This is a genomic window from Agrobacterium sp. 10T429 (assembly GCF_056393925.1).
This window is the reverse complement of the sequence record NZ_JBFTGV010000103.1, coordinates 1-356: the sequence shown is the minus strand read 5'-3', so window position 1 is coordinate 356 and position 356 is coordinate 1. Positions and strand designations below refer to the sequence as shown.

At 61.8% G+C, this 356-nt stretch carries 1 protein-coding gene; it reads left to right on the top strand.

Going from position 1 to position 356, the window contains the following annotated elements; genetic code table 11:
* Positions 1 to 117 precede the first annotated feature (117 nt).
* The coding region (locus AC1DCP_RS26730) for an NAD-dependent epimerase/dehydratase family protein (RefSeq protein ID WP_476774922.1) at positions 118 to 356 on the top strand (239 nt) is incomplete at its 3' end.

The following is a 356-nucleotide window of genomic DNA, read 5'->3' as shown; positions in this document are numbered from 1 at the left end:
AACCTCGTTTGCGGAACTCGTCGCGGAAATGGCTAGGGCCGATGCTGAGCTTGCGTCGCGGGAGAAGGCCGTTGTGGGTCGCGGGCTGAAGGTATTCCGTCCTGACCTTGGAGACAAATGATCGTGTCGGGCCCGATACTGATCACAGGCGGAACCGGCATGGTCGGACGCAATTTGCTCGACCTGGCCAAGGCTCGCCAAGTCGACGTCGTCGCGCCGTCGAGCCGTGAACTCGATTTGCGCAACTTCGATGCCGTGCGTGGCTTCCTGCGCGAGCTTCAGCCGGCTTGCGTTGTGCATGCAGCTGGCCGTGTTGGTGGCATCCAGGCCAATATCCGTGAACCGGTGGCGTTCCT